The organism is Fluviicola chungangensis (genome assembly GCF_007558725.1).
GTDB lineage: Bacteria > Bacteroidota > Bacteroidia > Flavobacteriales_D > Crocinitomicaceae > Fluviicola > Fluviicola chungangensis.
Map to the genome: position 1 here is coordinate 335378 of NZ_VLPL01000003.1, position 25403 is coordinate 360780.

Consider the following 25403-nt stretch of genomic DNA (forward strand, 5'->3'; position numbering starts at 1 on the left):
AGATGAATGACGATGTTCAGGACGTTGAGCAAGAAGAAGAGGAACTTTTTGAACATTACCGTTTTAAAGCAGATCCGGGACAAGAGTCCGTTCGGATAGACAAGTATTTACTGGACCGTCTTCCAAATACTTCCCGGAATAAAATCCAATCGGCAGCCAAAAACGGCAGTGTCGTGGTGAATGGCAAACCGGTTAAGTCGAACTATAAGATCAAACCGCATGACGAGGTGGCGATTGTTTTGCCTTATCCCGTGCGCGAAATTGAATTAATTCCGCAGAACATACCTTTAGACATTGTTTACGAGGACCAGGAAGTCATTGTCGTAAATAAGCCTGCAAACATGGTTGTTCATCCGGGGTACGGAAATTACACAGGAACCCTGGTTAATGCCCTGGTTTATCACTTCGATAATTTACCGGAACGAAAATCGGATTATTTCGGAAGGCCCGGCTTGGTTCATCGTTTGGATAAACATACCACCGGTATTATGGTTGTAGCCAAAACGGAAGACGCATTGACGAACCTGGCAAGACAATTTTATGACCGAACCACCGAGCGAAGATACCAGGCATTGGTTTGGGGTGATCTGGAAGAAGATATCCGGATTGAAGGAAACCTGGGACGCTCTTTGCAGAACAGAAAGGTCATGACGGTGTTTCCCGAAGGAGATCATGGAAAACATGCAGTTACTCATGTGAAGGTCCTGAAACGGTATGGTTTGGTGACTTTAGTCGAATGTAAACTGGAGACCGGAAGGACACACCAGATTCGCACACACTTGAAATGGAAAGGCCATCCGTTGTTTCATGATCTGGAATATGGCGGAGACCGCATCGTAAAAGGAACAACCCATGATAAGTACAAGCAGTTTATAGCCAATTGCTTTGATTTAGTCCCCGGCCAGGCATTACACGCCAAATCGTTAGGATTCCAACATCCGAAAACGGGAGAGTGGATGCAATTTGAGTCCGATTTACCCGACGGATTTCAAGTTTTACTGCAAAAATGGGACAGATACGTCTCTGAGTAAAATCTCACAAAAAGCAGGTTAGACGTTTTTTTTTCCGTGATAAATAACGCGTATTCAAAATTTTAATTTAATTTCGGCAATCACGACAACTGTTTAACTATACCTTTAAGCCATAGTTTCTCTATTGTCACTGTGTTTATTATAAAAAGATTGCACCTTGCTATGAATGTTAAAACGCTTATTTTATCTGGACTTTTAGTTGTTTCCAGCGTGTCTTTCGGACAAGTGAAACAAATTAAAGATGCAAATACTCAGTTTAGAAGTGGAAATTACTGTGAAGCTGCAGCAAAATGTGAATTAGCCTATTCCAAAATCAAACGTAAGTCTAAATCAGGTCTTGCAATGAAAGGTGACATGGCTTTTAAAACGGCTGAATGTTACAGAATGACAGATAATTTCAAAAGAGCTAATGAGTGGTATGAAAAAGCCATCTTGTTAAAGTTCCAGAAAAAGGAACCGCTTGTTTTGTTATATAATGCTGATATGCTTCGTCAAATGAGCGAACTGACAAAAGCACAGGAGAATTACATGGCTTACAAAGCATTGGTTCCGGACGATCCGAGAGCAGATGTGGGAATTGCTTCATGCAAGATGTTCGAAGAATTCAAAGAAAACAGAACACGTCATACGGTTTCCAATGTAAAGGCCCTGAACAAAGAAGGGTTCGAAATGGCGCCGATGTTCGTTGATAAGAAAGAAACAAAAATTGCTTTCGGAACGTCCAGTGAGCGTGAAGGCCTTCAGGGAAAAGCGAAAGATCCGTTGACTTGTCAAAAGTATATGGACATCTTCGTATCTGAATTGGATAAAAAAGGAAACTGGTTGGAACCGAAACCAATCGAAGGAGACAGTATCAATACGGAAGACAGCGAAGGTACAATGTGTATCGATGCACGAGGTAAAACGATGTTCTTTACACGTTGTCCGAGTTTGAAAAAGAAAAACTTAGGTTGTGATATCTATATGTCTGAAATGGGTGGTAAAGGTTGGGAACGTCCTAAAAAACTTTCTTTGAAACCAAACGATACCTTGTCAGTTGGACATCCATGTGTGTCGGACGATGCGAAATTCCTGATTTTTGCTTCTGACATGCCGGGAGGTCAGGGAGGACATGATTTATGGTACACTACTTATGACAAAAAATCCGATTCATGGTCCATGCCGACAAATATGGGGCCTGAAATCAATACCGCAGGAAATGAATTATTCCCAAGTTTTGCGAAAAACGGAGATTTGATCTATGCTTCCGATGGTCTTCCGGGAATGGGTGCATTGGATATGTTCCGTGCTGAAAAAATAGGAGATAAGAATCAATGGGAGAAACCGACAAATTATGGGTCTCCTATCAACTCCGAGTTCAACGACTATGCCATGGTGGAAGTGGATGACCGCAAAGGATATTTTACTTCTGAGCGTAAAGGAAATGTGGGTGAGCAATTCAGCCCGGATTTATGGATGTATGAATTGCCTCCGAACGTGTTCTCTTTAAAAATCAATGTGTTTGACTTGACGGATAAGACGCGTCAAACAAAAATTGATGGTGTGAAAGTAGTAGTTACCGGATCCAACGCAAACGAAAAGTGGGAAGGATTAACTGCAAAAGACGGATCTGTATTCTGGGATAAAAAACCAAACGGTGACCGTTATATTCAGGAAGAATCCGATTACAAGATCATGATCTCCAAAGAAGGATATTATGAGAACAAAGCAGGAGCTTCCATTTCAACAAAAGGATTGAAGTACAACCAGGATTTCGTTTTGGATATGGGATTGTTCCCGGTGAAAAAACCAATCCGTCTTCCGGAGGTACGTTATCCTTTGGCAAAATGGGATTTGTTAGTTGACTCTTCCATTAATTCTAAGGATTCCCTGTTGTTCGTATATGATTTGTTAACAGATAATCCGGGATTGGTTCTGGAGTTGAGTTCTCATACGGATCCACGAGGTAATGACGTGTACAACCAGGTTCTTTCCGAAAACCGTGCGAAAGCGTGCTACAAGTTCCTGGTAGAGGAAAAAGGAATTGATCCGCGCAGAATTATCCCGGTTGGAAAAGGAGAGCGTGAACCGAGAACAGTTTACTTATCAGGTGGTGTATACATGGAATCTGAACCGAGAGATGCGGATGGAAATGTACTTCCAGGAGTACAGACAATCGTGTTAAAAGAAGCATACATGAACCAGTTCAAGAAAACAAACAAGAAATTGTTTGAGCAATTGCAACAGTACAACAGACGTACGGAAGGTAAAGTGGTTACACTGGAGTTCGATGCAACCAATGCACCTCCTGCAAATCCGGATTACCTGATATTTAAACCACTTCCAAAAGCAAGGTAATTTTAAATATGAGAAAGCATTGCTTTCGATAAAAGATAAGCGTCAGCGCAGTCACAAAAAAGGTCTTTGTTTCAAAGGCCTTTTTTTGTGGGCTTTCCTCTCAATTGAATTTTGTAACTTTGCCCTTTCAATTTTTAGTATGTCAGATATTCGATACAATTTACGGGGTGTTTCCGCAGGAAAAGAAGAAGTACACAATGCGATCAAAAAAGTCGATAAAGGCTTGTTTCCAAAAGCTTTCTGCAAAATTGTGCCTGATTATCTGACAGGAGACGAAGCGTATTGTATTGTGATGCACGCCGATGGAGCAGGAACAAAATCGTCTTTGGCATACATGTATTGGAAAGAAACCGGGGATATTTCCGTTTGGAAAGGAATCGCCCAGGATGCACTGATCATGAATATTGATGATCTGCTGTGTGTAGGAGCAACGGAAAATATCTTACTTTCTTCAACCATTGGAAGAAACAAGAATCTCATTACCGGGGAAGTTATCGCGGCAATTATCAATGGGACAGAAGAATTATTAGAAACACTTCGGGAACAGGGAATCGGGATTTATTCAACAGGGGGTGAAACTGCTGACGTTGGCGATTTGGTTCGTACAATTATCGTGGATTCAACGGTTGTTTGCCGCATGAAACGTTCCGAGGTGATCTCGAATCATACCATCCAGGATGGAGATGTAATCGTTGGATTGGCTTCTTATGGTCAGGCAAGCTACGAGAATGCATACAATGGCGGAATGGGTTCGAATGGATTAACCTCTGCCCGTCATGATGTATTTAACAAAACTCTGGCTGCGAAGTACCCTGAAAGTTTTGATGCCGCAGTTCCGGACGAATTGGTGTATTCCGGGTCGAAGAACCTGACGGATCGGATTGAAGGAGTTCCTGTAGATGCCGGAAAATTAGTCCTTTCACCTACGCGTACTTACGCACCCGTTATCAAGGCGATTTTGGACAAATGCCGCTCTTCCATTCACGGAATGGTTCATTGTTCGGGTGGAGCGCAAACGAAAGTATTGCACTTTGTGGATGATGTTCACGTGATTAAAGATAATTTATTCCCGATTCCGCCACTTTTTAGGATGATCCAGGAAGAATCAGGTACCGATTGGAAAGAAATGTATAAAGTCTTTAACATGGGACACCGCATGGAAGTGTATTTGCCGGAAAGTGAAGCACAGCAAATCATTTCGATCAGCCAATCGTTTGGAATTGATGCACAAATTATCGGCCGGGTAGAAAAAATGTCGGGAAAACAGGTGACCGTTCGCTCGGAAGTTGGTGAATTTATTTACAACGGATAGCTGGAATCAATAAAGAGATCTTACGCCTTTCGCGCCTCTCATTTCTGGCGGTTTAATACACGATTTATTCCTGCTGCTAAGAAGCAAAAGAGCGCAAAGCTTGAAATGCTCTTTGTTCAGGAAGAATAAGAATTAAAAGATTAGAAGAATAGATGCAAGATTTATTAAGTAAACTGGAAGCCATTCATTTCCGATTTGTTGAGGTTGGTAAAATGATTACCGATCCGGATATCATTTCGGATATGGACCGTTACGTGAAATTAAATAAAGAATACCGAGACCTGGAGGAGGTAGATAACACATACAAAGCATACAAGAATATTTTGGACAACCTGAAAAGTTCGAAAGAGATGCTCGAAGTGGAAACAGATCCGGAAATGCGTGAAATGGCGAAAATGGAGATCAATGAGCTGGAACAAAAGAAACCGGAGCTGGAAGAAGAGATCAAAATATTGCTGATCCCGAAGGATCCGGAAGACGATAAAAATGCCATTCTCGAATTGCGTGCCGGAACAGGTGGAGATGAAGCCTGTATTTTTGTGGAAGACGTATTCAGAATGTACACAATGTACTTCAAAGAGATGGGGTGGAATTACGAGATTGCAAACTCCTCCGAAGCTTCGGGGAAAGGCTATAAGGAAATCTCTATGAGTATTGAAGGAGCGGGAATTTACGGAATGCTGAAATTCGAATCCGGTGTACATCGTGTGCAACGGGTTCCCGAAACCGAATCCCAGGGACGGGTGCATACTTCTGCAATTACGGTGGCGGTGTTGCCTGAAGCGGAAGAAGTGGATTTCGAACTGGATATGAATGATGTGCGCAAAGACACCTTCCGAGCATCCGGAGCGGGTGGTCAGCATATTAACAAAACAGAATCTGCGATCCGCTTGACGCATATTCCTACAGGAGTAGTAGTAGAGTGCCAGGATGGCCGTTCACAGCATAAAAACTTAGAGAAAGCAATATCTGTTTTGCGTTCCCGTTTATACCAGGCAGAGTTAGATCGCGTCCACCAGGAACGAGCGGCTCAGCGAAAGACTTTGGTATCGACCGGAGATCGCTCTGCAAAGATCAGAACATACAATTACCCGCAGGGCCGGATTACAGATCATCGAATCAATAAAACGATGTACAATCTCGGAGCTTTTATGAATGGAGATATCCAGGAAATGATTGATGCACTGAAAATGGCAGAAAATGCGGAAAAAATGAAAGGCGAGCTGAATTAATTCAACAGATAAAAGCGTTCGAACCATTGAACATCTTTAACTCTTTGAACAATGAAAAAACTCTCCCATTTAAGGAGAGTTTTTTCATTCTACCGAATAATGACAACCATTCGCCATTTTTTTTTGATGCTTTTGAAAGATAAATGCGAATTTTATACCACAATTCAACAACATGAAATTAGGATTACCCATTTTATTTGTTCTAATCACCGTCATTTCGTTCGGTCAGGGAAACGCAACCTTGAGCGGAACAGTGAAAGACCAGGCAAAAGGTGAAGAAATTATCGGAGCCATTATCCGGGTAAAGGATCAGAGATTAGGTGCCGTAACAAACGAATACGGATTTTATTCTTTGACACTTCCTGCCGGAAAATACACTATTCAGGTATCGGCAGTTGGATACCTTTTAATGGAAAAGGAACTGGATCTTTCCGCCTCTCAATCAATCGATTTTCAGTTGAAAACGGAACAGGATGAAAAAGAACTCGAAGAAGTAGTCATCTCTTCCGACAGGCCGGATGGAAATGTACGGGACCCGTTGATGGGAGTGGAGAAAATCGACCCGAAAGAAATTTCGAAGATCCCGGTGATTTTCGGTGAAAAAGATTTGATCAAAACCATGCAATTATTGCCCGGGGTGAAAAATGCAGGTGAAGGTAGTTCCGGGTTTTATGTGCGTGGTGGTGGAGCAGACCAGAATTTGATCTTGTTGGATGAGGCACCGGTTTACAATGCAAGCCATTTATTGGGTTTTTTCTCGACATTCAATTCGGATGCGATCAAAGATGCAATGCTTTATAAGGGAAATCAACCCTCGAATTACGGTGGACGGCTTTCATCTGTACTGGATATTAAAATGAACGATGGAAACCAGAAACGCTACAATGTCGGCGGTGGAATCGGATTGATCTCTTCCAAACTGATCGTGGAGGGGCCGATTGCGAAAGATAAGGCATCCTTTTTAATTTCCGGAAGAAGAACATATGCGGACCTTTTCCTGAAATTATCGGATAAATTCAAAGACAATAAATTGTTCTTTTATGATTTGAACGCGAAAGTGAATTACCGCATCGGGAAGAAAGACCGGTTGTTTTTATCGGGATATTTCGGACGGGACAAGCTCGGTTTGGGAGATGTTTTTGGAATTAATTGGGGAAATGCAACCGGAACGATGCGCTGGAATCACATCATCAATGAAAAGTGGTTTTCCAATACTTCCTTTATATATAGCAAATACGATTACAAAATTTCCATTTCGGGAGGAGATGTAAAGTTTGATATTACTTCACAAATCCAGGATTTTAATTTGAAGCAGGAATTCCAGTGGTTCCCGAATAACCGAAACAAAGTGAAGATCGGTTTGAACGTGATCAATCACGGGATCACTCCGGGACAAATTGATGCCAATGAAAATTCGGGCATTAATACGAAGCGTCTGAAACCAACCAACTCCATTGAAAATGCAGTTTATATCACCAATGACTATTCCATTACCGAGAACTTCACACTGAGTTATGGATTGCGCGGTTCCAATCTGATGGCACTTGCAAGTGGCGACGAAATGTACACCTACAATCCGGACGGAACAGTAGCAACAACTGATACCTGGTCGAAAAACAAGTTGCTGAAGTCCTACTTTTTTGTGGAACCCAGACTTTCTTTCAGCTGGCAATACCTGAAAGGGCAGTCGATCAAAGCAGCATATGCCAGAAATACGCAAAATATCCACCAGGTTTCGAATTCTACTTCCGGTTCGCCGACAGATGTCTGGCTTTCTTCCAGTTTGAACATCAAACCGGAGATTTCCGATCAGGTTGCTTTGGGATGGTTCAAGAACTTCCTGGACAATAAATTGGAACTGAGTACGGAAGTGTATTACAAATGGATGCAAAACCAATTGGATTATAAAAATGGGGCAAATGAACAGGCTAATGAGCGCTTGGAAGGAGAATTACTTTCAGGGATCGGCCGTGCTTATGGGTTGGAAATTATGTTGAAGAAGAAGTCGGGCAAGTTTACCGGTTGGATCGGTTATACCCTTTCCCGCACAGAACGGAGAATCGATGGGATCAATGACGGAAAATGGTATCTGGCAAAGCAGGACAGAACACACGATTTGTCTGTTGTAGGAATTTATGAGATCACACCGAAATGGTCGGTTTCGGCATTGTTCGTGTTCTATACCGGAAATGCTGTGACGTTTCCTTCCGGAAAATACCAGGTAGATGGTCAGACCTATTTCATTTATACCCAACGCAACGGCTACCGCATGCCGAATTACCACCGTCTGGATTTGGGGGTTACCTGGCTTCGCAAAAACACGAAAAAGTTTGAAAGCAGTTGGAACTTTTCCATTTACAATGCTTATGCGCATGAAAATGCCTATTCCATTACATTCAGAGAGAATAAGGACGATCCTTCCAAAACGGAAGCGGTTCAAACAACCCTGTTCCGGATCGTTCCCGCAATTACCTATAATTTTAAATTCAAATAAGAACAGAACCCACCGCGGCAGACGATAAAGCATTCACGGAAGCGGATTGAACAAATTAAATGCAACAAAGATGAAATTCATAATTACAGCCTTGGTTTCTTTTACTTTTATCCTTGTATTTTCAGGTTGCGAGAAAGTAATCGATGTGGATCTGAACGATACGGAACAGAAAGTGGTCATAGAAGGATTCATTTTGCACGGAGATACCGTTCAACGGATCAGGATTACCAAAACACAGAATTTTGATGAGAGCACCGCTCCTCCGGTGGTGGATAATGCATCCATAACCGTGATAGACAATTTGGGGAATGCGGGAACGTTTACTTCGGTTGGGAACGGATGGTATGAATTGACCAATTACCCGGGATTTGAAGGAAGAACCTATACTTTAACCGCAGTTGTCGACGGAAACTCGTATTCCGGAAGTAGCACCCTGCCTGCTTATCAGCCCTTGCAGGATTTATATGTTGAATTCTATCCTTTTGGCACAGACACCCTGATTTCGTTGGTTCCGGCTCATTTTGACCAGCAGGGAATTGCCAATTATTATCAATTCCACGTGTATGTGAACGGGGAAAGAGATAAAACAGTTTACATCCAGGATGATCAGTTCACAGATGGAAACTTGGTTGTTGAGCCTTTATTTGTGTCTGATTTGGCAATAGGAGATACGGTTCGTGTAGATTTTTTCTGTATCGACAAACCGATTCATACCTATTTCAATCAATTGGGAGTAAATTCTTCCAGCCAGGCTACTCCGGCTAATCCGATCTCCAATCTGAACGGCGGATGCGTGGGATATTTCTCCGCACGGACGTTTGACTCCCGGACAATTGTTGTAGGACAGTAGTACCTGCATTTGTTTTTAGTTCTATTTGCTTATCTTTGCAGGCTTAAAACAACGTGATGACAAGACAGGAACTGATTCAACAAATTCGTGAAAAAAGATCGTTTTTATGTGTTGGTCTGGATACCGATCTGGATAAAATTCCTGCTCACTTATTGCAGACGGAAGATCCTGTATTCGAATTCAATAAAGCAATCATTGATGCTACAAAGGATTTGTGTGTAGCTTATAAACCGAACGTTGCATTTTATGAGGCCTTGGGTCCGAAAGGCTGGGAGTCCCTAAAAAAGACGATCGATTATATTCCTGCTCACTGTCTGACTATCGCAGATGCAAAACGCGGCGATATCGGGAATACATCCACTTATTATGCTAAAACATTCTTTGACTATTTAAATTGCGATGCAGTAACAGTGGCTCCGTATATGGGAGAAGATTCCGTCACCCCCTTCCAGGAATTTGAAGGTAAATGGGTAATTTTACTGGCACTCACTTCGAATAAAGGTGCTTTGGATTTTCAATTTACAACAGATGCTTCCGGTGAAGAATTGTACAAAAAAGTATTGAAAAAAAGCTCCAAATGGGGTTCTGAAAATAACCTGATGTATGTTGTCGGTGCAACCCGGGCTGAAGGAATAGCCGAAGTACGTAAAATTGTTCCCCATCACTTTTTCCTGGTTCCCGGAGTAGGGGCACAGGGCGGAAGCCTGGAAGATGTAGCCAAGTACGGTTGGAACGATGACTGTGGTTTATTGGTAAATGCTTCCAGATCCGTTATTTATGCATCAAACTCAGCTGACTTTGCAATTGAAGCACGAAAAGAAGCTCAAAAATTGCAGGAGGAAATGGCTCAAATTTTGACGGCTAAGAATTTCTAAAACGAAATTTGTATGGTTGATTACGTAGAAAAACTCATCATCTTTATCAGTACACCGATTTATGTGTTCCTGATCCTGGGTGAAATCATTCTGAGTAATTGGCATAACAGAAAGCTCTATTCGGTCGGTGATACCGTTCAGAACCTGTATTTGATGATTGCCAATATGGGAGTCGATGTCTTGATGCGTGGGATTACTTTATTTGTTCTCCTGTTCTTCTTTGATTACCGAATAGTCAGTTGGGATACACGTGCATGGTATTATTGGGGAGCACTTTTTTTTGCCGAGGATTTCATTTTCTACTGGATTCACCGCATTGATCACGTAGTCCGTTTCTTTTGGGCAATTCACGTAACACACCATTCATCCGATAAGTATAATCTGACGACCGGTTTCCGGTCATCCGTTTTTCAGCCGGTATATCGCTTCATTTGGTTTATTCCGCTGGTGTTTTTGGGTTTTGAGCCTTTTGATATTTTCATCATGTATTCAATTACCCAAACCTACGGGATTTTGGTGCATACCAAAACGGTTGGAAAAATGGGTATATTAGAATACTTTTTGGTCACGCCTTCGCATCACCGGGTGCATCATGCTTCCAATGTGGAATACCTGGATAAAAACATGGGAATGATCCTGATCATATGGGATAAACTGTTCGGTACATTCCAGGCTGAAATTGACGGACTTCCGATTGAATTCGGGTTGTACGAAAAAAAAATTGACAATAATCCGGCCAATGTCATCTTTCACGAATGGGTTTCCATTTATAAAGATATCCGTAAAACAAACGGGTTGAAAAATAAATGGTTATACATTACCAAACCACCCGGATGGAGTCATGATGGCAGTACCCTGACCTCGAAGCAATTGCGTGATCATATAAAACAAGGACAAAAAGAATAGGATGGAAGAAATCAAAAGAGAATTGGCAGATGTGATTCGTGCTTATCACCAAAAAGGCTGGTCACCAGCCACTTCCACCAACTATTCATTCCGAACGGTTGAAAATCCGGATGTGATCAGTGTTTCCAGATCGGGGATTGACAAATCACTTTTCTCGGCTGCTGATTTTATGGAAGTGGATATGTCAGGAAAAGCACTCCCTGCTTATGAAGGAATCCGTCCGTCTGCTGAAACCCTGATCCATTGCAAATTGTACCAATTGTTTCCTGAAATGATGTGTATTGTTCACAGTCATTCCATGTATTCGGTTTTGCAATCCATGAAGAACCGAGCCGCTGTTGAATTGAGCGGTTATGAAGTCCTGAAAGGTTTTGAAGGCATTAAAACTCACGAAACAACCGTTCAAGTACCGGTTTTCGACAATACACAAGACATGCCTGCTTTTGCGGATGTATTGGAGCGCGAAAAAGAACGATTGACTGTTCCGGCGTTCATTATGCGTCAACATGGTACCTATGCTTGGGGACGAAACTTGTTTGAAGCCAAACGTCACCTGGAAACAGCGGAATATTTGTTCGAAGTAGATTGGAAAATTTCCAATTAAGCAAAATTTACCCAACCATCTTTTCCGGACACTCGTTGTGAATTGATATCCCTGATATCAATTTAAGAAAAGACCAAAGCAGCATCTAATATGAAATTACGTTTTACAGTGATCATCACATTATTCGCCGGATTATTTTCCTACGGGCAAACATTCTCCCCTCAAAACAGCGGTGTATCTGTCCAATTGAACGCAATTGATTTTTTTAGCCCCTCTGTTGGGATGGTTGCCGGTAATTCCGGTGTAATCCGAAAAACGAGCGATTCCGGGCTAAACTGGACGGCTTCGAATTCCGGGACTATGCAGGATCTGACGGGAATAGCATTCTTAAATGCAACGACCTGCCTGGCAGTCGGTAAGAATGGAACCATTCTCAAAACAACCAATTCAGGAACAAGCTGGTCAACCGTTAATTCGGGTACGACTAATGACCTGACAGGAATTTTTGTAAACGGGTTGAATATGTATGTTACCGGGGTGAACGGTACGATCCTGATTTCGACCAATTCCGGTAATGCATGGACAGCGACCAATACCGGGATTTCCTTCAAATTGAATAAGATCTTTTTTGTTTCCGACCTCATCGGATACGCAGTAGGAGATGGGGGAACGATCCTGAAAACGATTAATGCGGGCCAGGCATGGAATTTTCTGACCAGCGGGACCAATACGCATTCCTTGACAGACGTTTATTTTACCGACGGAAATACCGGAGTTGTGACCGGAGGGATCACTGCTTCAAACGAAGCAATCATTTTGCGTACAACCAATGCGGGTTCTATTTGGACTTCGAATACTTTTTCCGGAACGGTCTTAAACGGATTGGGTTTTTACCCCGACAATTCTCTTGGATTTGCCGTGGGAGGAAGTTTTAGCGGTAATACGAGCGTGATCATGAAAACAACGGGACAGGGGGCTTCCTGGTCACCGGTCTCATCATCATCTTCACGACAATTGGCAGTTTGTTTTCCTGGAAATGGGATAGGCTATTCCTGCGGATTGAACGGAACGATTTTGCGACTGGCAGCGAATACGGCTGATTTGGAAGAGAACGATGAGTTAGGTATTCAGATCGGTCCGAATCCGGGAAATGGAATTTTTGAGGTTTCCGGGAATTTATCCGGTGATTTTTCTATAGAAGTTTTAGCTGCAAACGGTCAGCGTGTTGCTTTTGTAAAAAATGGAAACGAAATTGATTTGAGGGCTTGTCCGAAGGGAATTTATTTTGCTGTGATTTGTTCCGAAAAATCAACCATTATGCGTAAATTGGTTAAAGAATAATCAATTAAGGTCTTGGGATATGGATTGGAATTTACTCGCATTCGGTTTCATTTGTTTATTGATCGTATTCCAGTTGATAACGCTCTTTATCAAGCTAAAATCTAATAAGGGAATTTTTTATGTGATATCCATTTTCAGTATTGTTTGTGGCATCACTTTCTATTTCCTCTACGGTTTTTTCCTGGATCAGGGAACTCTTTCCGATGATCAAATCCCTGCTTATGAAAGAGGGTTTCAAATTGCTGCGTGGTTGTTGCTAACAAGTGTGGCTTCTTTGCTGGTGAATTTTTTCTGGAGAAAGAAGCAGAAATAATGAGCTGTTTTTACATGCTTTTCTAAAACTCAATTGCAATGAACGGTTTCTCCCAGATACACGACCGGAATAAAACGCGTTTTGCATTGCACGCGGATGGCACGTTGGAAGAGAAGAAGGTTTAGAGTTGGGTAGCAGGGATGCAATTAATTGCATCCCTGCTACCGTTTATTACGATAAATAAGTTATTCCCTTATTTTCCAGAGCTTTGCAGTAAATTCATGATCTCATCCAGTTTCGGAGAAAGAATGATTTCCGTTCTCCGGTTTTTTGCTTTTCCTTCGGGCGTATCATTGGATGCTTTCGGATAGTATTCACCACGACCGGAAGCGGTCATACGTGTTGCAGCAACTCCGTATTTTTCGTTCAACATACGTGTAATGGAAGTGGCACGCGCCACACTTAAATCCCAGTTGTCTTTGTAAACAGCTGTCTTGATCGGTACATTATCCGTATGACCTTCTACCAGGATCTGGATATCCGGGTTTTTGTTCAGTACATCGGCCAATACTTTCAAAGCTTCCACCCCTTTCGGTTCAACGGTATTGGACCCTGATTTAAACAGGAGTTTGTCCGACATCGAAACGTACACTTTACCGTCCCTGATTTCCATGGTCAATTCATCCGAGTTAAATCCGACCAATGCATCGCGTAAAGTTTGGTTCAGTTTCCGGGTCATTTCATCCTGGCGTGCAATAATCGCCTGCATTTCACGAAGCATGCGTTCTTTCTCCTGGAGATCTTTGTTCTTGTTTTGAAGGTCCCGCTCTTTTTGGCTGAGCTGTGCAGACTGATTTTCGTTGATGTTTTCCTGGCCGGAAAGTTTATTTTGCAGACTTCTGTTATCCGCTGTAAGTCGCTCGTTAACAGATTTTTGATCAGCGAGGGAAGTACACAATGAATCGCGCTCTGCTACAACAGCCTGAAGCCGTTTTCCACCTTTTTGTTTCTCCGGAATAGGGTCACCACATTTATAAATCGGTTTACAAGAGGACACTGCCAGCATTCCAACGGCGAGTGTGCCTATCAGAATGGATTTGTTGAATACTTTCATAACTCTTTGTTTTATAATTGGTTTATTAAAGAAAAGGAATTCGGAAAAAGCGGTTCAAGCTAATTAGGTTTTTTTAGGATAGTTTGGAATTAATTGTGATTTACGGGGATCTGTCAGACAACTTCATGCACACATTTTTTTTAGTATATTCTCTTCATTGCGATTCGCAATTAATTAACTTTGTTTCATGGCAATATTATCCATTCCAGATTTGAATATTACGGAGCGTGATCCGCAGAAAATCCGCGAGTTTATGCAGGTACGAGGAATCTTTTTCGATCAATGGCAGGCAGACATCGTCTTTGAAGACAGTGCCAGTCAGGAGGAAATCCTGAAAGCATATGAATCAAGTTTGACTCCATTCATGCATGCGGGCGGTTATCAGACAGCAGATGTGATTACAATCAATAAACTGACGGAAAACTACGAAGCGATCCGTGCGAAGTTTTTGGCAGAACACACCCATTCCGAAGATGAAATTCGCTTTTTCGTTGATGGGCATGGCTTGTTTTGGTTTAACCTGGAAAATGAACCTGTTTTCAACCTGCTTTGTGAACAGGGTGATCTGATTTCTGTACCCGCAGGCACAAAACACTGGTTCGATGCAGGTGAAACGAATCCGTTTGTGAAAGCGATCCGCATTTTCATTGATATGAGCGGGTGGGTTCCTCATTATACGGAATCGAGGCTGGAGGAGCGATTTAGCAATTTTAGGGTCTCAAAATAAACCAGATTGCGTTCTCTGACGTAATAACGCAATATTACGTCAGACAATTCCCTAATAAAGATATTTAAAATGACACTTCAAAGACCCAAATTCATTCTCACGGACATCGAAGGAACCACTTCTTCCATTTCATTTGTTGCAGAAAAACTGTTCCCTTATTTCCGGAATAACATTCTTGACTTAATGGAATTGACAGATAATCCGGTTGTAAAAGAAGCGTTTAAACAAACTGTGGAACTGGCTTGGTCCGAAGATGGGGAACGTATTGCTACCGATCAGGAAATCATCGATAAATTATACGAATGGAGTGTGGAAGATCGTAAAATTACGCCGTTGAAAACCTTGCAGGGAGTTCTTTGGGACAAAGGTTACCGCGACGGTGAACTAAAAGGGCATGTTTACCCGGAAGTAGCTGCGAATCTGAAGAAATGGAAAGGGCAGGGAATTGACTTGGGAGTATTTTCTTCGGGTTCTGTTCCGGCACAAAAACTCATTTTCGGATATAGTGTTTCCGGAGACCTGACACCTTATTTTTCTGCCTACTTCGATACCAATACGGGCGGAAAGAGAGAAGCAAAGACTTATGCAAAAATTGCCGAAGCGCTTCAACTGAAACCATCCGAAATTCTTTTTTTAAGTGATATTTCCGAAGAACTGGAAGCGGCTGATTCAAACGGTTTTCAAACCATTCAGCTGGCAAGAGAAGGGATGACTCCAACCTGGAAGCACTTTGCGACTTCGTTTGATGAGATAACTTTTGAATAATAACAGAAGAATCAATTCTTAACACAGCTCGCAATTTTTCAATAAAATGAGGTATTATATTCTGTAGCTTGGTCTTGCCCATGTGATATTCGCATGGAACAAAATTTAAACTACATAACTATGAAGAGAATACTACTTTCATTAAGTATGGGCTTGCTTTGTTTTTGGGGAAGCGCGCAACGATTGCTTGATTTACAACTCACCATCACTGCTCCTCAAAATGGAGATACGATTGAAGCGGAGGTACCGTTTAATTTCGTTGTAAACGTCAAAAACGCTGATTCTGTTGAAAGTCTGGAAGCAACGGATTCAGTCTATTATTATTTTATTCTTTTTGGTGACACAACAGTTTTTGCACAGAATAACCAAAATCATTTGGACTACACAGGAAATTCACTGATTCCAATGCAGAGTTTTGATATTCCCAGAATTATCGGATTTTCAGACCAGTTTGTTGGAATGACAGTAGATGTGTGCGTTTATGTGAAACCTGAAAACGCCCAAAATCCAATTGAAGACCCCGACCAATCGAATAATATGGATTGTATTACAGTTCATGTTACTTCCAATAATTTATCTGTTTCCACACATGAACTTTCCACTGTTAAAATAGGCCCTAATCCCGCAAATGATCATTTTAGTTTAATCGGGGCAGATGAGAATTCAGTTGTCTCCGTTATGGACTTGCAAGGAAACAGGGTGGATTTTAACCGGGATAACGGAGAGAAGATTGATTGCTCTAACTGGAAAAATGGTGTTTATTTATTGAACATCACGAATGATTTAGGAACGATTGTCAGGAAACTGATAGTTTCGCATTAAATCTTTTCATCTGTAAATCTAAAAATAGACTCCCGGTCAATTGAATTGGTTCAAATAGATTAATTTTGCGGCATAAAATAAGTTTATGAGCGCATTCAGAACCATTTGGACAACCGAGGACCACTACGTGGAAGTTATTGATCAACGCAAATTACCCCATGAATGGGTAGTTGAAAAATTGATTTCCTATAAAGACGCGGAACGTGCAATCAAAGAGATGGTTGTTCGTGGTGCTCCGTTAATTGGTGCTACTGCTGCTTATGGTATTTACCTGGCAGCAAAAGAAGGTGCGGATTTAAATGAGGCATTTGCCGATTTGCGACTTTCAAGACCGACAGCAGTGAATTTATTCTGGGCACTAGACCGCATGAAAGCAAAACTTGCCGGTGCAACAGACCTGGTTCAGACTGCCTGGGAAGAAGCCGCTCAAATTGTGGAAGATGACGTCGAAACGTGCCGCATGATCGGTGTGCACGGTTTGCCTTTGATTGAGGCTATTTCAAAGAAAAAAAGGGGAGAAACGGTTCATATCCTGACGCATTGCAACGCAGGAATGTTGGGTTGCATCGAGTGGGGAACCATTACGTCACCGATTTATCAGGCTGTCCAAAAAGGAATTAAAGTGCACGTTTGGGTGGATGAAACACGTCCGCGCCTGCAAGGTGCAAATCTGACCTGTTATGAACTGACAAGACACGATGTTCCGCATACACTGATTGTAGATAACCAGGGCGGACATTTGATGCAGCACGGTATGGTTGACATGTGTATTGTTGGGACAGATCGAACGACTCGTCAGGGAGATGTCGCCAATAAGATCGGAACCTATCTGAAAGCACTTGCAGCACACGATAATCACATTCCGTTTTATGTAGCGCTTCCGTCAACGACTTTGGATATGACGATTCGTGATGGTTTGAAAGAAATCCCGATCGAACAGCGAAACCAGAATGAAGTACGCTATGTGGTCGGTAAAAGCAAGATCACCGGTCAGTTGGATGAAGTACTGATCTGCCCGGAAACCACGCAGGCAAGCAATTACGGATTTGATGTGACTCCCGCACGTTTGGTAACGGCATTGATTACAGAACGCGGAGTTTGCAATGCCAGCGAAGAAGGATTGTTGAAGCTCTTCCCGGAATACAACTAAGGATGTTCCTTATGTCCCATGTGGTTCATTTTTATTAAACCACATAGGACAAATAGCCAAAATCTTTAAAATCCTTTGAAATCTCTGTAGCCCAGTTACAATAAAGGATTCAGCACATTCGTTATATGGGAAGGAACCAAGAAGAATTTAGGGGAATTGGGGGTCAAACCTCCAATTTTCCTACCCTTTTTAGTATCCAAACTATAAGTTATTACTTATACGTTTGAATCAACCAAATAAATGAATCACCATGAAATTAAAGATCAATTTCATATTAAAAACAGGAGTTCAAGGAGAAATTCCTGTATTAGCTGTAATGAACTTCGGGTACAAAGAGTTTGATGCTTTGAAGCAAACTTATGTATATAAACCGCTTCGCTATTATACTGGAGTTAAAGTTAAGAAATCTGATTGGAATGAAGTAGAAAAATTACCCACGGAAAAATCCAAACGGGCAATACTTCTTCAAATCAATAAAAAAGCGACCTTGATTTCTGTCGCTTTTTTGATTATAACTTTAATCTGTTTTCGTTTAGGACTGAAACAGCAAGTAAAATCGTGATTATTTTCCGATAGGTCTAGTTCGAATAAAGAAAAATTCAGCGTTTTAAGCCGCTTTTCTTGTTTTAAGCCCCAAATAAAAGACTCGGATTTTATTAATTATACAAAGAAGAAATATGTTATCTTCTTTGAAGATCTAATTGCTAAAGGTTATTCTATATTTAACTTATTTGGAATTATTCTATTTTAAGTACAATTTTCTAAAAAGTTGATTGTGATCAAAATAATTTTGTAACATTGTTTGAACTAGCACATTACATTAATCTAATTCAACACCATTAACCTCCACGGTGGCAAGAGTGGAGAGCTTAGCACTATTTATGAAGTTACTAACCCTAGCACTGATATTATTCCCATTTACTTTAGTGGCACAAAGCACCCTATCAGGAAAAATCTCAAATATTTCCGGGGAACCACAGATTTATTGCAAGTTGTTACTGATTCAGGATTCTATGGTATTACAAACTGTGGGTACAGATTCAATCGGGAATTATGCTTTCGAATCGGTTTCTTCGGGTGAATACAAACTAAGTATAAGAGTTCCATTTCAAACGATTGATACAATGGTTGTAGTAAACGGACCGACCATTGTAGATCTAAAAATTGATGATGGGAAATACTTAGACGATGTAGAGATTATTGGAAAAAAGCCAGTAGTAATTAGGAAGGTTGACCGTACTATTTTTAATCCTACTGACATACCTGCTCTTGTTGGTGGAGATGCATCAGATGTAATCGAGTTTGCACCTGGAGTTATTATAAATGGTGATAATATTCAAGTGGCTGGTGGTTCTTCGGCACAAGTGATGCTTAATGATAAGCTGATACCACTAACAGGATTGCCTCTGATTTCATTTATTCGATCAATTCCCACAGAAGACATTCAATATGTGGAGATTATTCCAATACCTCCCGTGAAATATGCAGCAACTGTTCGTGGTAGTTTGATTAATATTAAACTAGTTATTGGTGCAAAAAGTAGACAAAGCAAAGGAAGTCTTCGTGCCGATTTTGGGCAGCGTTTTTACAATCAATTAGGATTGATGGCGAATTATTCATACAGATCCGGAAGATTCAGTTTATACTCAAATATTAGTGCAAATAAAGAAAAATACCATTACATAAGCACAAAAACAATTGACTACGATACCTTACAATGGAATGAGAATGGTACTACAGTTGCAGAACTAGGTATGCTTACAGGTTCTGTCGGTTTAAATTATGAAATAAACTCCTCTACCGAATTAGGCTTATTGGCTGTTGTCGATAATTTTAACGGACGAAATACCGATCGTAGTTTTATTGAGAAAATCTCTAATTTAGGCTATGGAACAATTGATAACTTAACCGTTAACAAAGGAATTAAGAATCAATACGCATTTAATCTAAATTTATCAAAGCGTCTCGATTCACTTGGGCAAAAGTTAGATTTCAACGTTGATTATACCAATTACAATAGGAACGGAAAAATTAATTTTGAAACTGATAATAGAGATCTGATGAGTAGCACCCACACATCTATTAGAAATCAAAACCTAGCTGGTGCTAATTTATTATCCGGAGGAATTGATTATGTTCTTCCAAAAAAGAATGTAAATCTAAGTTTTGGCGCTCGATATTCTTATTCAGAGAATAATACAGATTTGGCTGTTTTTAATAACCTAACTAATCCGGAAGTTCCAGATACATCTCAAAGTAACAAGTTCAACTATTTTGAACATATCCAGGCAGGGTATGCAGAAATGCAATGGAAGAAAAATAGATGGTCATTCCAATTAGGTATTCGTGGAGAAAATACATATTATTTGGCTAATTCACCAACATCTGCCCTGTCAATAAAGAATGATTATTTTGAGTTGCTGCCCAAAGCATTTGCGATGTTTGAAACAAAAAAAAGTCAATACTGGAACTTCAACTACTCGAGAAATTTCGTGCGTCCGAATTATACTGACCTGAACCCGTTTAAATATTATACTACTGCATATAGTTATACCACAGGTAATCCTTATCTAAAACCAATAATTTTGCATAATCTATCTGTTTCAACCGGTGTTAAGGATTTCCAATTTTACCTTTCTTTTGGTTACATCGAAAAAATGCAAACGAATGTAACGATCTACGATGAAGCGACACAAGTTCAACAAACCACCATTTCTAATCTTTTTTCGTCTCGGTCGATTGATTTTAGTGTGAACTACTACAAGACTATAAAGAAGCGAACTACAATTGATGCATATATAAGTTGTGGTTACGTTAACCGTACTGTAATATCGACGATTGCATCTCAGAACTTAAATATTTTTTCTGGCTATATCAATGTTTCAGTAAACCAAGTGTTAGATAAAAGAGAAAGTTTTTTTCTTAAAGCAGCTATCAGTTACCACACACCATATTTTGAACAAATTTCATTAACCACAACAAGGCCTAGCATGGGGGTGAAATTGAAAAAAAATCTTCTAAAAAACAGAATAACGCTCGAATTGAGTTGTAGTGATCCTTTCAGATTTCAAAGGAGATCAACAAACACTACGAGCAATCAAACGACGATAAAACAATTTAGTTATTACGATACTCAAGAAGTTCGTTTTTGTTTCACATATAAATTGGGAAATACCCGATTGTTAGTGAATCAGCATAGTACTAATAGTACTGGCGAAGCAGGTAGGATCGGTAAGTAAGATATTTAGATACAGGAGTTGTGCGCAGACCATTGTATCTAAATACGCCTAGCAAAGTGCGAAGCGTGCATTTAAACTATTCATCATGAGTAAACAAAAAGGACTTGAATTGAAACAAGTCGATGAAAAACTATCTGGTGGCTTCCAAAAATTGAGTTCAACTAAGTTGGCACAAATCAAGGGAGGGGAACAGATAAACCGTATTTGTACTAATTCCGGTACGTGTCCATCTGTTAACACACAGGAATGCAAAAATCAGTACGGTTGTGCAGAGGCACTTAATAGAACTGTCTGCACGAAATTTTAATCATCTTCAATTCAAAAAATCTATGAAAGATCATTTAGCATTGACCCAAGAAAATGATAAATTGCTTGGGGGCTTTTCGGTGTTATCAACTGAGAAGCTAAGAAGAATCAATGGCGGTGTTGCCGATCCAAACACAAAGTGTACGAATAACGACTCAAGGGTTTGTAATACCACCAACAAAACCACCTGTACTAACTACAATGGGCATTGTGCGGATTCTTACAACGCTGATTATTGTCAAAATAGAACTAGTTAATTCTGGTGTATCAAGCTTTAATCAACTTTGGAGGCGATTAAGTTCGCCTCCTTACTATGTCACTTTATAACCAATAAAATTATCACATTATGAAAAAAAAAAAATTAAACTTAATTCAAGAGAATGAAAAATTAAAAGGAGGATTTTCGGTATTGTCACATGAAAAGCTAAAGAAAATCACTGGAGGTATCATCGTTAATGATACATGCACAAATAAAGAGTATAAAGCTTGTCGGGATAATTTAAATAGGAGTTTTTGTACAAATATCCATGTTGAGAGTTGTATAGATACTCAAAACGCGGGAGTCTGTAGAACGATCGAATGAATTAATGGAATAACTTAATTTTTCAACCATGAACACAAACTATAAAAACAGTCAATTTAATGTATTCTTTCCTCATGAGGGAATGATGGTTGGCTATAACGGATACTCTAATGAATTCTTGGAATTAAACCCGGAATTGTATTCAATCCTGCAAGACGTTATCAAAAGCAAAGATTGGGTAGGATTACAAGAAATACATGTTGAATTTTTTGATGCACTAGTGGAATTAGGATTTATTATCCCAGATGATGCGAATGAGGTAGAAAAAGTAAAGAAGGCTGTTTATGAAATGGATCAGAATGATCGAAAATCATATACTTTGACTATTAATCCAACTATGAATTGCAATTTCAAGTGTTGGTATTGTTATGAAACTCACATCAAGGATTCTAAAATGAGTGAACAGACAATTACAAATGTTGTGAATCACGTAAAGAAGGTTGTTTCAGGGAACAGTGATCTGGAGTATTTTAGCCTATCCTGGTTCGGGGGGGAACCATTGTTGTATTTCTATAAAACCGTAGTTCCAATTTTACAGGAAGTTGTGCCGTTTTGTGAAGAACGAAACGTTCAATTTACTGCTGGGTTCACATCAAACGGATTTTTGATTGATCAGAAAGTAATTGATTTATGTAAGGAATACCGGTCAGACTTCTTTCAAATAACTCTGGACGGACATCGGGAAAGACATAATCAGGTTAGATATGTGAGTAAAGAAAGAGGTTCATACGATGAAATAGTTTCCAATATCAAGCTTTGTGTAAAAAATGAAGTAAGAGTTTCAGTTAGAATTAACGTATCTGAAGAAACTTTGGAAAACATCATGCAAATAACAGAAGATTTTAGTGATTTGACCGATTCGGAAAAAGAGTACATGAATTTTTCTTTTCATGAGGTTTGGCAAGAGGAAAAGGACATTGTGGGCGACATTCAGGAAGTTGTTAACCGTTTCCGAAGTATGGGATTACACACGCTATTTCATGGAGCAAATATAGACTCAATGCGAAGTTCTTGTTACGCAGATAAAAACAATCAGGCCACCATCAATTACAATGGTGACGTTTTTAAATGTACAGCACGTGATTTTGAATCAAGTTCTCGAGAAGGGGTTTTATTAGAAAATGGTGAAATTGAATGGAACCAGACTTATTCTAAAAGAATGGAATCCAAATTTAAAAACGCACCTTGTTTAAGTTGTAAATTACTACCTATTTGTAATGGAGGGTGTTCGCAGCAAGCAATGGAACATGCGGGCCGGGATTATTGTTTGTACGACTATGATGAAGACAAAAAAACAGATTTAATTAAAGACAAGTACCTATATTACATTTCTTAATGAAATATATTCGCCAACAGAACATAATGGATTGTGGACCATCGTGTATCGCAATGGTCACATCCCATTATGGTAAAACACTATCATTAGACTATCTAAGGAGCGAAAGCCAACTAACTAGAGAAGGTATTTCATTATTGAGTATTGAACATACCTGCTCAAAAATCGGTTTTAAGACAGCCTGCGGACAGTTTACTGTAGATTATTTAATTCAAAATTTCAAACTACCGGTGATTTTGCATTGGAATTCAAATCACTTTGTAGTTCTTAAGGAAATTATCAAGAAAAAGGGCGAGAATATTTTTGTAGTCTACGATCCGAGTTATGGAAAAATTAAACTGAAGCAGAAAAACTTTGAGTTAGCGTGGATCAGTGAAGACAATTCAGGGTTTGGTATGTTTTTAGAACCTACTGAGGATTTTTACAGTATCGAAAATCATCTGGAGAAAAAATTAAAACTGACGAAATTGTTAGGTTATATAAAACCGCATAAAAAACAATTTTTCATCTTGATAATTTTGATGCTGCTGGGAAATGCAATTTCTTTGACTTTCCCATTCCTTACAAAATCATTAATTGATAATGGTGTCGGTAATAAAGATTTAGGTTACATAACATATGTACTAATCGCTCAATTGACACTGTATATTTCAATGACCATATTCGACGTATTTCGAAATCGTTACTTGCTGTTTATCGGATCGAAAATCGGGATAACGGTCGTTATAGAGTTTCTTTCGAAATTATTCACTTTACCAATAAGTTTTTTCGAATCACGAATGCACGGTGATTTGCATCAACGAATTTCAGACAATGATCGAATACAGCAGTTTTTAACGAACCAAAGTATAACCACAGCCTTTTCTATTGTAACCCTGGTTGTATATCTGTGTATTTTACCCTACTTCGGATTCTCTATATTACTTGCCTATTTAAGTTTGACAAGTCTTGCATTGATATGGTCCTATTATTGGCTGCAAAAACAGAAAAAGATTGATTACCTCATTTTCCAGATTGGATCAAAAAATTATGCTTCACTTGCCGAAATTTTAACTGGAATGTCGGAAATGAAACTAAATAGCCTGGAAGAATACAAGCAAAACAATTGGAAAAAAGTCCAGGAAGAATTTGTTCGAATTCGATTAAGAAAAATGAAGTTAGGACAGATCCAAAGTTTCGGTTATGAATTTCTGAATCAAGTGAAAAACATCCTTGTTGTATTCTTTGCAGCTAATTTGGTTACAACAGGCGATCTTACATTAGGCTCTTTGCTAAGTGTGTCCTATATTGTTGGTCAAATGAATGCACCGATTAGCGATATAATTGAATTTAGCCGTTCCTTGCAGGAAGCCAAACTAAGCTATTCGCGTTTATCGGAAATTCAGGATTACGATTCAGAGGACAACGATAGCCAAATAGATATTGCTGAGGCCAAAAGAATTGAAAAAGGCATTCAATTTGATAATGTTTCATTTAAATACGATGGTATTGAATCTCCTGTTGTTTTAAAAAATCTAAACTTCACAATCCCTCATGGAAAAACTACCGCGATTGTAGGAACTAGCGGTAGTGGAAAAACAACTCTAATAAAACTGCTTTTGAAGTATTACAAGGTTTCTGAAGGGGAAATTAGAATAAATGATGTTGGAATAAACAATTTGACTGCCAAAAGTGTGAGGGCAAATTGTGGAGTTGTAATGCAGGATGGATTCATTTTTTCGGAAACGCTTTTCAGAAACGTGGTTATGGGATCAACTGAGAACAAAGAACGATTCAATCAATCAATCGAAATTGCTAACCTGACAGATTTTGTTAATGATCTTCCGTTAGGTGAGAACACAAAACTGGGAATTTCAGGAGTAGGAATTTCTGGTGGACAGAAGCAAAGATTATTAATCGCCCGCGCTGTGTACAAAAACGCTGATTTTTTCTATTTAGACGAAGCTACTTCTTCACTTGATTCAGAGAATGAACGCATTATTTACGATAACCTGAATAAATATTTCGAAAATAAAACGGTTGTTATTGTTGCGCATCGCTTGTCAACAGTTAAAAATGCTGATCAAATTATCGTTTTGGAAAAAGGTGAGATCGTCGAAATAGGTTCACATCAAAGTTTGGTTTCACAACGTGGAGCATATTATTCTCTCGTAGAGAACCAATTAGAATTAGGAGTATAATTTTGT

The 25403-nt window shown here is 39.8% G+C and carries 23 protein-coding genes; 22 read left to right on the top strand and 1 reads right to left on the bottom strand.

Features of this window, described 5'->3' with window-relative positions; genetic code table 11:
* Nucleotides 1-2: 2 nt before the first annotated feature.
* The 11 genes from FO442_RS07650 (at nucleotide 3) to FO442_RS07700 (ending at nucleotide 13235) form a co-directional block, all read left to right on the top strand.
* On the top strand, nucleotides 3-1031 hold the full coding sequence (locus FO442_RS07650; RefSeq protein WP_144332575.1) for an RluA family pseudouridine synthase: 1029 nt from the start codon (nucleotides 3-5) through the stop codon (nucleotides 1029-1031).
* Nucleotides 1032-1193: 162 nt separating this feature from the next.
* A complete protein-coding gene (locus FO442_RS07655) occupies nucleotides 1194-3368 on the top strand; it encodes an OmpA family protein (protein ID WP_144332576.1) in 2175 nt (724 codons plus the stop codon).
* Nucleotides 3369-3507: 139 nt separating this feature from the next.
* The gene (locus FO442_RS07660) at nucleotides 3508-4680 is read left to right on the top strand and encodes an AIR synthase related protein (protein WP_144332577.1); all 1173 of its coding nucleotides are present in this window, start codon (nucleotides 3508-3510) and stop codon (nucleotides 4678-4680) included.
* Between the two features lie 152 nt (nucleotides 4681-4832).
* The gene (prfA, locus tag FO442_RS07665; RefSeq protein WP_144332578.1) at nucleotides 4833-5912 is read left to right on the top strand and encodes a peptide chain release factor 1; all 1080 of its coding nucleotides are present in this window, start codon (nucleotides 4833-4835) and stop codon (nucleotides 5910-5912) included.
* 172 nt (nucleotides 5913-6084) lie between these two features.
* The gene (locus tag FO442_RS07670) at nucleotides 6085-8406 is read left to right on the top strand and encodes a TonB-dependent receptor (RefSeq protein ID WP_144332579.1); all 2322 of its coding nucleotides are present in this window, start codon (nucleotides 6085-6087) and stop codon (nucleotides 8404-8406) included.
* 70 nt (nucleotides 8407-8476) lie between these two features.
* Nucleotides 8477-9256, top strand: a complete 780-nt coding sequence (locus tag FO442_RS07675; RefSeq protein ID WP_144332580.1) for a DUF4249 family protein — start codon at nucleotides 8477-8479, stop codon at nucleotides 9254-9256.
* A gap of 56 nt (nucleotides 9257-9312) precedes the next feature.
* Entirely contained in the window at nucleotides 9313-10131 is an 819-nt protein-coding gene (pyrF, locus tag FO442_RS07680) for an orotidine-5'-phosphate decarboxylase (protein WP_144332581.1), read from the top strand.
* Between the two features lie 12 nt (nucleotides 10132-10143).
* On the top strand, nucleotides 10144-11037 hold the full coding sequence (locus tag FO442_RS07685) for a sterol desaturase family protein (RefSeq protein WP_144332582.1): 894 nt from the start codon (nucleotides 10144-10146) through the stop codon (nucleotides 11035-11037).
* 1 nt (nucleotide 11038) lies between these two features.
* Nucleotides 11039-11641 carry a methylthioribulose 1-phosphate dehydratase gene (mtnB, locus tag FO442_RS07690; protein ID WP_144332583.1) on the top strand — a complete coding sequence of 201 codons (603 nt, stop codon included), beginning with the start codon at nucleotides 11039-11041 and terminating at the stop codon, nucleotides 11639-11641.
* Nucleotides 11642-11731: 90 nt separating this feature from the next.
* The gene (locus FO442_RS07695; RefSeq protein ID WP_144332584.1) at nucleotides 11732-12922 is read left to right on the top strand and encodes a T9SS type A sorting domain-containing protein; all 1191 of its coding nucleotides are present in this window, start codon (nucleotides 11732-11734) and stop codon (nucleotides 12920-12922) included.
* 19 nt (nucleotides 12923-12941) lie between these two features.
* The gene (locus tag FO442_RS07700) at nucleotides 12942-13235 is read left to right on the top strand and encodes a hypothetical protein (RefSeq protein WP_144332585.1); all 294 of its coding nucleotides are present in this window, start codon (nucleotides 12942-12944) and stop codon (nucleotides 13233-13235) included.
* 193 nt (nucleotides 13236-13428) lie between these two features.
* Here the strand turns inward: FO442_RS07700 and FO442_RS07705 are convergent, their stop codons facing one another.
* Nucleotides 13429-14289 carry an OmpA family protein gene (locus tag FO442_RS07705; protein ID WP_144332586.1) on the bottom strand — a complete coding sequence of 287 codons (861 nt, stop codon included), beginning with the start codon at nucleotides 14287-14289 and terminating at the stop codon, nucleotides 13429-13431.
* A 187-nt stretch (nucleotides 14290-14476) separates the two neighbouring features.
* On the opposite strand from FO442_RS07705, the gene FO442_RS07710 reads away from it, so the two are divergent.
* The 11 genes from FO442_RS07710 to FO442_RS07760 all read left to right on the top strand — a co-directional run bounded on the left by FO442_RS07710 (nucleotide 14477) and on the right by FO442_RS07760 (nucleotide 25397).
* On the top strand, nucleotides 14477-15016 hold the full coding sequence (locus tag FO442_RS07710) for a 1,2-dihydroxy-3-keto-5-methylthiopentene dioxygenase (protein ID WP_144332587.1): 540 nt from the start codon (nucleotides 14477-14479) through the stop codon (nucleotides 15014-15016).
* Nucleotides 15017-15085: 69 nt separating this feature from the next.
* A complete protein-coding gene (gene mtnC, locus FO442_RS07715) occupies nucleotides 15086-15781 on the top strand; it encodes an acireductone synthase (RefSeq protein WP_144332588.1) in 696 nt (231 codons plus the stop codon).
* A 120-nt stretch (nucleotides 15782-15901) separates the two neighbouring features.
* Nucleotides 15902-16603: a T9SS type A sorting domain-containing protein gene (locus FO442_RS07720; RefSeq protein WP_186279980.1), complete on the top strand. Its 702-nt coding sequence runs from the start codon at nucleotides 15902-15904 to the stop codon at nucleotides 16601-16603.
* Nucleotides 16604-16688: 85 nt separating this feature from the next.
* Complete coding sequence (gene mtnA / locus FO442_RS07725) at nucleotides 16689-17753, top strand: S-methyl-5-thioribose-1-phosphate isomerase (protein WP_144332590.1); 1065 nt, start codon at nucleotides 16689-16691, stop codon at nucleotides 17751-17753.
* Nucleotides 17754-18003: 250 nt separating this feature from the next.
* On the top strand, nucleotides 18004-18315 hold the full coding sequence (locus FO442_RS07730; RefSeq protein WP_144332591.1) for a hypothetical protein: 312 nt from the start codon (nucleotides 18004-18006) through the stop codon (nucleotides 18313-18315).
* 319 nt (nucleotides 18316-18634) lie between these two features.
* Nucleotides 18635-20992 (top strand): outer membrane beta-barrel family protein, encoded by a 2358-nt coding sequence (locus tag FO442_RS07735; RefSeq protein WP_144332592.1) that lies wholly within the window; start codon nucleotides 18635-18637, stop codon nucleotides 20990-20992.
* A gap of 85 nt (nucleotides 20993-21077) precedes the next feature.
* Nucleotides 21078-21299: a hypothetical protein gene (locus FO442_RS07740; protein ID WP_144332593.1), complete on the top strand. Its 222-nt coding sequence runs from the start codon at nucleotides 21078-21080 to the stop codon at nucleotides 21297-21299.
* Between the two features lie 22 nt (nucleotides 21300-21321).
* The gene (locus FO442_RS07745; protein WP_144332594.1) at nucleotides 21322-21555 is read left to right on the top strand and encodes a hypothetical protein; all 234 of its coding nucleotides are present in this window, start codon (nucleotides 21322-21324) and stop codon (nucleotides 21553-21555) included.
* An 89-nt stretch (nucleotides 21556-21644) separates the two neighbouring features.
* Nucleotides 21645-21881, top strand: a complete 237-nt coding sequence (locus FO442_RS07750; RefSeq protein WP_144332595.1) for a hypothetical protein — start codon at nucleotides 21645-21647, stop codon at nucleotides 21879-21881.
* 28 nt (nucleotides 21882-21909) lie between these two features.
* The gene (locus FO442_RS07755; RefSeq protein WP_144332596.1) at nucleotides 21910-23217 is read left to right on the top strand and encodes a radical SAM/SPASM domain-containing protein; all 1308 of its coding nucleotides are present in this window, start codon (nucleotides 21910-21912) and stop codon (nucleotides 23215-23217) included.
* The gene (locus tag FO442_RS07760) at nucleotides 23217-25397 is read left to right on the top strand and encodes a peptidase domain-containing ABC transporter (RefSeq protein WP_144332597.1); all 2181 of its coding nucleotides are present in this window, start codon (nucleotides 23217-23219) and stop codon (nucleotides 25395-25397) included. Before FO442_RS07755 ends, FO442_RS07760 begins: the two co-directional genes overlap by 1 nt.
* Nucleotides 25398-25403: the final 6 nt, after the last annotated feature.

Coding starts and splice junctions, on each gene's coding strand:
- pyrF (WP_144332581.1), top strand. CDS start 9,313: ATGACAAGACAGGAACTGATTCAACAAATTCGTGAAAAAAGATCGTTT.
- FO442_RS07745 (WP_144332594.1), top strand. CDS start 21,322: ATGAAAGATCATTTAGCATTGACCCAAGAAAATGATAAATTGCTTGGG.
- mtnC (WP_144332588.1), top strand. CDS start 15,086: ATGACACTTCAAAGACCCAAATTCATTCTCACGGACATCGAAGGAACC.
- FO442_RS07720 (WP_186279980.1), top strand. CDS start 15,902: ATGAAGAGAATACTACTTTCATTAAGTATGGGCTTGCTTTGTTTTTGG.
- FO442_RS07735 (WP_144332592.1), top strand. CDS start 18,635: ATGAAGTTACTAACCCTAGCACTGATATTATTCCCATTTACTTTAGTG.
- FO442_RS07760 (WP_144332597.1), top strand. CDS start 23,217: ATGAAATATATTCGCCAACAGAACATAATGGATTGTGGACCATCGTGT.
- FO442_RS07650 (WP_144332575.1), top strand. CDS start 3: ATGAATGACGATGTTCAGGACGTTGAGCAAGAAGAAGAGGAACTTTTT.
- FO442_RS07730 (WP_144332591.1), top strand. CDS start 18,004: ATGAAATTAAAGATCAATTTCATATTAAAAACAGGAGTTCAAGGAGAA.
- mtnB (WP_144332583.1), top strand. CDS start 11,039: ATGGAAGAAATCAAAAGAGAATTGGCAGATGTGATTCGTGCTTATCAC.
- mtnA (WP_144332590.1), top strand. CDS start 16,689: ATGAGCGCATTCAGAACCATTTGGACAACCGAGGACCACTACGTGGAA.
- FO442_RS07705 (WP_144332586.1), bottom strand. CDS start 14,289: ATGAAAGTATTCAACAAATCCATTCTGATAGGCACACTCGCCGTTGGA.
- FO442_RS07695 (WP_144332584.1), top strand. CDS start 11,732: ATGAAATTACGTTTTACAGTGATCATCACATTATTCGCCGGATTATTT.
- FO442_RS07750 (WP_144332595.1), top strand. CDS start 21,645: ATGAAAAAAAAAAAATTAAACTTAATTCAAGAGAATGAAAAATTAAAA.
- FO442_RS07655 (WP_144332576.1), top strand. CDS start 1,194: ATGAATGTTAAAACGCTTATTTTATCTGGACTTTTAGTTGTTTCCAGC.
- FO442_RS07755 (WP_144332596.1), top strand. CDS start 21,910: ATGAACACAAACTATAAAAACAGTCAATTTAATGTATTCTTTCCTCAT.
- FO442_RS07675 (WP_144332580.1), top strand. CDS start 8,477: ATGAAATTCATAATTACAGCCTTGGTTTCTTTTACTTTTATCCTTGTA.
- FO442_RS07685 (WP_144332582.1), top strand. CDS start 10,144: ATGGTTGATTACGTAGAAAAACTCATCATCTTTATCAGTACACCGATT.
- FO442_RS07670 (WP_144332579.1), top strand. CDS start 6,085: ATGAAATTAGGATTACCCATTTTATTTGTTCTAATCACCGTCATTTCG.
- FO442_RS07700 (WP_144332585.1), top strand. CDS start 12,942: ATGGATTGGAATTTACTCGCATTCGGTTTCATTTGTTTATTGATCGTA.
- FO442_RS07660 (WP_144332577.1), top strand. CDS start 3,508: ATGTCAGATATTCGATACAATTTACGGGGTGTTTCCGCAGGAAAAGAA.
- FO442_RS07710 (WP_144332587.1), top strand. CDS start 14,477: ATGGCAATATTATCCATTCCAGATTTGAATATTACGGAGCGTGATCCG.
- prfA (WP_144332578.1), top strand. CDS start 4,833: ATGCAAGATTTATTAAGTAAACTGGAAGCCATTCATTTCCGATTTGTT.
- FO442_RS07740 (WP_144332593.1), top strand. CDS start 21,078: ATGAGTAAACAAAAAGGACTTGAATTGAAACAAGTCGATGAAAAACTA.